Raw genomic sequence first — 6250 nt, 5'->3', positions numbered from 1 at the left:
GAAACTGTAATGGCCCGCCCGAACTGTCATGGCAAACTGTGAAACTGTAAGGACAAATAGTAAAACTGTAATGGCAACTGCGGAAACTGTCATGGCCCGACTGAACTGTAAGGGCAAACTGTGAAACTGTAAGGACAAATAGTAAAACTGTCATGGCAACTGCGGAAACTGTAATGGCCCGCCCGAACTGTCATGGCAAACTGTGAAACTGTAAGGACAAATAGTAAAACTGTAATGGCAACTGCGGAAACTGTCATGGCCCGCCCGAACTGTCATGCCAAACAGCAAAACCGTAAGAACAAACAGTAAAACTGTCACGGCACGCACAGTCCCCCAACTTTTTCAAAGGATTAAGGAGCAACAAAATCCAGTAATATATTGCATTTCGCGCAAAGGGGGTGTAGTATTATTTTCAGCGATATATTGCATACATATAATATTTGGGCATCTGAGGGGGAACTGGATTATGCAAAAGAAACTACCGTTTTCATCATATCTTGTAATAGGTGTAATGTTATTCGCATTATTTTTTGGTGCAGGAAATTTGATTTTTCCGGCACAACTTGGCCAATATGCCGGTACAAACTTGTGGCCCGCTGTTATTGGGTTTTTAATTACTGGCGTGGGGCTTCCATTCCTTGGTATTTTAGCGATGGGATTCTCAGGGAGTCGAAACTTGCAGGAGCTTGCAAGTCGTATCCATCCAGTCTATGCGGTTGTTTTCACTTCACTTCTATATTTGACAATCGGCCCGTTTTTTGCAGCTCCACGTACAGGCGCGGTGGCGTTTGACGTTGGGATTGCACCTTTTGTTCCAGAAAGTTTTAAGCAGGTTGGGTTACTCATTTTCACGCTGCTGTTTTTTGGTGTCACATTATGGTTATCACTGAATCCAGCCAAAATAGTCGATCGGGTCGGTAAAGTTCTCTCTCCAACGATAATTATTCTTCTGCTAGCATTGCTTGCCATGGTTGTCCTAAAACCGATGGGGGAACTTCAGTCTCCTGAAGATGTTTACGCAAGTGGAGCATTTATGAAAGGATTTACAGAAGGTTATAATACGATGGATGCACTTGCTTCGCTCGTATTCGGCATAATCGTCATCAACGTTATCCGTTCTATGGGTATTACGAATAAACGCAGTATATTGGCCGCTACTGCCAAATCTGGGGGGGTTGCGACTGCGTTTCTTGCTATTCTTTATGTTGGGATTGCATATTTAGGCGCTACAAGTACCCAAGCATTTGGGCTATTTGACACAGGAGGTCCGGTTTTAAGCGGTGCGTCCTCCTATTATTTTGGGACGTTTGGATCCGTTATGCTTGCTGTTATTATCATTCTAGCTTGTCTAACAACGAGTATCGGACTGATGATAGCTTGTGGAGAGTACTTTCATGAACTTATGCCGAAAATAAGCTACAAAAAATATGTCACATTTTTTACAACATTTTGTTTCGTCATTTCAAACGTTGGATTGGCAAACATCATTACCTATTCAATCCCTGTTTTGATGCTCGTCTATCCATTAGCGGTCGTCTTGATGCTTTTGACATTTTTATCACCACTCTTTAAACATGCGCAGATTGTGTATATTTCAGCAACCATCACTACCTTCATGGTTAGTAGTGTAGACGGGATGAAGGCATTATGTGATTCACTTGAAATCGAGTATTTCGAGTGGTTGTCATGGATTATTTCATTTTATAAGCGAACATTGCCTTTCTATAACGATGGACTCGGTTGGTTGTTACCGGTGCTTGTGGTGATCGTCCTTACAGGTATTTTTGTCCGCGTGAGAAGATATTCAGTTGTTGAAGTTTCATAATAAAAATCGGACCTTTATTACCCTATTCAAAAGAGGGAAAGGTCCGATTTATTTATAAAGGGGCCAATGCCAATCATTATTCGTTGAAAATATTTCTTGCAATAAAACTCTAATAATATATAATAGTCAGAAGACTTACTTTATACATAGAAAAGAGGGATTTGTAATGATAACATTTTTTGCGGCGTTACTTTTACTTTTTGCAGGATATGCGCTTTATTCCAAAGTCGTTCAAAAAGTGTTTGGCGTAGATGATTCCCGTTTAACACCTGCTTACACGAAGACGGACGGAATGGATTACGTGCCGATGAGTTGGTGGAGAGGTTGGCTGATCCAATTACTTAACATTGCGGGTCTTGGCCCGATTTTCGGAGCTGTAGCCGGAGCACTCTATGGACCGGTTGCATTTATATGGATAGTACTTGGAAGTATTTTTGCAGGAGGAGTACACGACTACTTCTCAGGTATGCTTTCTTTGAAACATGGCGGGGCACAATTTCCGACAATTGTGGGTAAGTACCTGGGCACTTTTGCTAAAAAAGCAGTCAGTGTCGTTTCGATCGTACTGATGCTTCTCGTTGCCGCTGCATTCACTGCCGGGCCAGCACAATTGATAGCATCAATTACGCCATTGTCATTCATAGCTGCACTCATAGCTATATTCGTTTATTTTTTACTTGCAGCAATTTTACCTATCAACAAGATTATCGGCAAAGTGTATCCAATCTTTGGTGCAATTCTTATTGTTATGGCTATCTCCATTGCGGTTGCGCTTCTTTTTGGAGGAAAATCCATTCCAAACCTGACGCTGGCAAATTTACATCCCGGAGATTTACCGATTTGGCCGCTCCTTATGGTGACCATTTCTTGTGGTGCAATTTCAGGGTTCCATTCTACACAAAGTCCAATTGTCTCTCGGACTATGAAAAAGGAAACAGAAGGACGCAAAATCTTTTACGGTGCAATGATTGGAGAAGGGGTCATAGCTCTTATCTGGGCAGCAGCAGGCATGACTTTCTTCGGTGGAACCAATGGGCTACAAGCGGCTTTAGCGGCTGGTGGACCGGCTGGAGTCGTCAATGATATCTCCACATCGTTACTTGGAACATTCGGAGGGGTGTTGGCGATACTGGGAGTCATTATCTTACCAATAACAACGGGAGACACGGCACTGCGATCTGCACGTATGATGGCCACGGAATCCCTTTCGAAATGGGTGAATCCGGATAAGAAAGTAATTCTCATTAGTGTCACATTAGCACTCGGTTTGCCTGTTTTTCTATTATCGACAATCGATTACGCCTTTCTTTGGCGTTATGTAGGCGGATCCAACCAACTTGTCGCAACGATCATGCTTTGGACGGCAGTCTCTTATTTATTGAAAGAAGGGAAAGCCCATTATATTGCAGGAATACCAGCGCTGTTCATGACCGGTGTTGTTAGTACATATGTCAGTTATGCACCCGAAGGATTCGGCTTGGATTATAAAGTTTCGCTGCTAATTGGATTACTAATAACGCTAACAGTTGCGACAATGTATGTGCGGCAAATCATCCGACATAAATCAATCGCTACAAAACGGATACTCGTAAATTCTTGACTATATATGTTGAACGAATGATTCTATATATTCTCCAGCGAAGACGCCTCACTGGGGTAGCTGAATCAATAAGACTGACAGCGGTCACCTGCCCTTGCTTATTGCGGTAGGCATCCCCAAGCGCCGAGCGTTGTTGAGAGGATTCTATATGTTAACTTGTATAGTTAATTCAAATGAAAAACCGGTTCCTTATTTTATAAGGTGACCGGTTTTTCTAATTATTTTTGTTGGATTAAGTGGAACTCATCAATCGCACGTAACCAATTTGCCTTCATAGTGGTAGAAAGTTCCTTACTATTGTGTTCTTTCATTAAATCAATAATCTTACGGTGCTCCTCAATCGACTTTTCAGTTAACACGATGGAATTGTGGAAGAACAATCGTCGGACATGTGCTTGTAAAGAGGCGACTATTGAAAGAATATAGGGATTATTCGCCGTATCGATGATAATTTGATGAAAATCTTCGTCAATCTTTAAGGCTCTGAAATAATCTTCCGCATACACTGCCTGTGCAAATTGTTCGTTTGTCGTTTCAAGCAGTGAAATTATTGACTCAGTAAGGTATGGTATTGCAAGTTCCGCAGCCAGTGCTTGCAAAGCAGCGAGCGGAGGAAGAAGATCTGTAATGGATTCTTTCACCACGTCAGTCACTTGTGTCGCTTTTCCAGGATACATTTTCACAAAACCCTGGACTTCCAGTAATTGTAGTGACTCACGAATCGGCGTTCGACTAACACTCAATGCTTGCGCAAGTTCCGTATCGTTCAACTTTTCACCGGGATGTAGAGTTCCATCGATGATCCATTGCTGCAACTGGTTGAATGCGCTTTCTTTTGCAGTTTTACGAATCGGCTTTGAATATTCTATTGGTATCGGCATGAAAGTCACCATCCTGTTTTATTCAATATGTATTAAGTATACAGGAAAGTGGATACAGATGGAAGATATGCGATATATCGTATATAGTATTTATCTTAATTTAAAGATTTCATCCACCGCTGAAATTCTATTTTTGACAATTATATATACTTGATAGCCAATCATGCAACCTAACGTATTTAGCCAAAGATCATCGATATCGCTACTTCTGTACTGTGTTAATTGTGTTGTTTCAATGAAAAGGGAAATACAGAATCCGACTAGGGACACTTTCCAAAAACGGTCGAACTTCTTCCAAAGTATAGGGACCATAAAACCGATGGGCATGAAAATACAGATATTCCCGATGAAATTTATTATGAAAGGTTGCCAAAGATTAAGTTCTGTAATAGCAAAATAGTTATCCTTAAAAACTTGGAAAGGAACAATATTCACATTTAAAAACGAATGATTGATGGCTGGACCTGTATAAAGGAATGTTAAAATCGTTTGTGAAAATAGCGCCGTCATGAATAATAGGAAAATGACAACTCCTATTTCATGATAACGATTAATGTTTGTACGTTTCCGGAATTTGTTGTAGAAAAGACGAAAGATAAGAATTGCTGGTAAAGCGATAAGCATGTACGGAATCATAGCCCCGATGTAACCTAAAATTGCCGTCATAAAATACACCTATTTTTCCTAATTTAATTTGAAAGAATGGTACCTTACTGCTCTAGTCTAGTTCTCTTTTGTATTTCAATGATACATCGTCATCATCTTCTGTAGTTCCGTATGCAGCTTCTTCATATTGGTAGATAAACCCCCGTGTCTCATAAAAGGGGATTGCATATGTATTTCCTTTTGCGACGGAAACCCATTGTTCTTTTGCGCCGTATCTGCTTTTTTGTATGGCAGTGAAGAAATTGAGCAGTCGCGTACCAATCCCTTTTCCGCGCATGGATGGATCTAAGTAAAACACGTAGACCTCTCCGACATTTTTGTTCGTCATTCCACCGCCGATTGCCCCTACGATTTGACCATTCATTTCAGCAATGAAATAACCGTGCCACTTTTCACTAATAGAGACGATTTCCTGTTCAATACGTTCCACATTGTAATAATTGGAAATCAAGTTACTTATATAGTGCTCGGAGTAAAGCTTTTCGTACGTAAACCATTGACTGGCAACAAGTACGTCTGTAACGCCTTTTGCATCACTTTTGACGGCCTGTCGCAGAGAGACTTTTTGCAAAACGTATCACCTTAATTCCTTTGTAATAGTAGTGCCCCGTTTTGTAACGAGATAGGCAAATACCTGTAACGTGATTGTAATAGTGGGCTGTTAGTCTAAGTATAGACTAAAAAGTAGGGAGTAGAGTTATTGAGAAAACTTCTAGTAACACTTATCATTACGATTTCTTTATTGGTCAGCGGAACGAGCGAAAGTTATGCAGCTTCATCAACGTATACTGTAAAAAAAGGGGATTCATTATTTAGAATTGCGAAGGTGCACAACGTATCCGTCTCCAATTTAAAATCATGGAACAAATTAAAATCAAACACAATCTATCCGAAGCAGAAATTGAAAGTCGTTTCTAACGGGAAATCAGTTAAAAAAACTCCTTCAAGATCCAATGATAATGTAGTGAAAGAATTCACTGTTTCGGCAAGCGCATTTACCGCAAGTTGCAATGGTTGTTCCGGAATTACGAGTACAGGCATCAATTTAAAACGCAACCCGGACATTAAAGTAATCGCGGTCGATCCGAAAATCATTAAACTTGGAACGAAAGTATATGTGGAAGGATACGGATATGCCATCGCAGGTGATATAGGTAGCGCGATTAAAGGCAATAAGATAGACGTATTTTTCCCAACAAAAAAGCAAGCCTACAAATGGGGCCGTAAATCAGTAAAAATAAAAGTACTTGAGTAAAAACGAAAAGCGGAAGCGCCTTG

Annotated in this window: 6 protein-coding genes; 3 read left to right on the top strand and 3 right to left on the bottom strand. The window is 40.6% G+C overall.

Annotated elements, in window-relative coordinates:
• Positions 1 to 466 precede the first annotated feature (466 nt).
• Together brnQ and FILTAD_RS07875 are read left to right on the top strand one after the other, a co-directional pair.
• Positions 467 to 1825: a branched-chain amino acid transport system II carrier protein gene (brnQ, locus tag FILTAD_RS07880; RefSeq protein ID WP_124069934.1), complete on the top strand. Its 1359-nt coding sequence runs from the start codon at positions 467 to 469 to the stop codon at positions 1823 to 1825.
• Between the two features lie 166 nt (positions 1826 to 1991).
• Positions 1992 to 3425, top strand: coding sequence for a carbon starvation CstA family protein (locus FILTAD_RS07875; RefSeq protein ID WP_124069933.1), 1434 nt, complete (start codon positions 1992 to 1994; stop codon positions 3423 to 3425).
• 218 nt (positions 3426 to 3643) lie between these two features.
• On the opposite strand, the gene FILTAD_RS07870 is transcribed toward FILTAD_RS07875, so the two are convergent.
• The 3 genes from FILTAD_RS07870 to FILTAD_RS07860 all read right to left on the bottom strand — a co-directional run bounded on the left by FILTAD_RS07870 (position 3644) and on the right by FILTAD_RS07860 (position 5543).
• On the bottom strand, positions 3644 to 4306 hold the full coding sequence (locus FILTAD_RS07870; protein ID WP_124069932.1) for a GntR family transcriptional regulator: 663 nt from the start codon (positions 4304 to 4306) through the stop codon (positions 3644 to 3646).
• Positions 4307 to 4396: 90 nt separating this feature from the next.
• The gene (locus FILTAD_RS07865) at positions 4397 to 4972 is read right to left on the bottom strand and encodes a VanZ family protein (RefSeq protein WP_124069931.1); all 576 of its coding nucleotides are present in this window, start codon (positions 4970 to 4972) and stop codon (positions 4397 to 4399) included.
• A 52-nt stretch (positions 4973 to 5024) separates the two neighbouring features.
• Entirely contained in the window at positions 5025 to 5543 is a 519-nt protein-coding gene (locus FILTAD_RS07860; protein WP_124069930.1) for a GNAT family N-acetyltransferase, read from the bottom strand.
• A gap of 129 nt (positions 5544 to 5672) precedes the next feature.
• Between FILTAD_RS07860 and FILTAD_RS07855 the strand changes: the two genes are divergently transcribed.
• Positions 5673 to 6227, top strand: coding sequence for a 3D domain-containing protein (locus tag FILTAD_RS07855; RefSeq protein WP_124069929.1), 555 nt, complete (start codon positions 5673 to 5675; stop codon positions 6225 to 6227).
• Positions 6228 to 6250 lie beyond the last annotated feature (23 nt).

Origin of the sequence: Filibacter tadaridae (genome assembly GCF_900609045.1) — a bacterium.
In the GTDB taxonomy this organism is placed as follows: Bacteria; Bacillota; Bacilli; order Bacillales_A; family Planococcaceae; genus Sporosarcina; species Sporosarcina tadaridae.
Note: the sequence above shows the minus strand (reverse complement) of the source record. Positions and strands in the feature narration are given on the sequence as shown.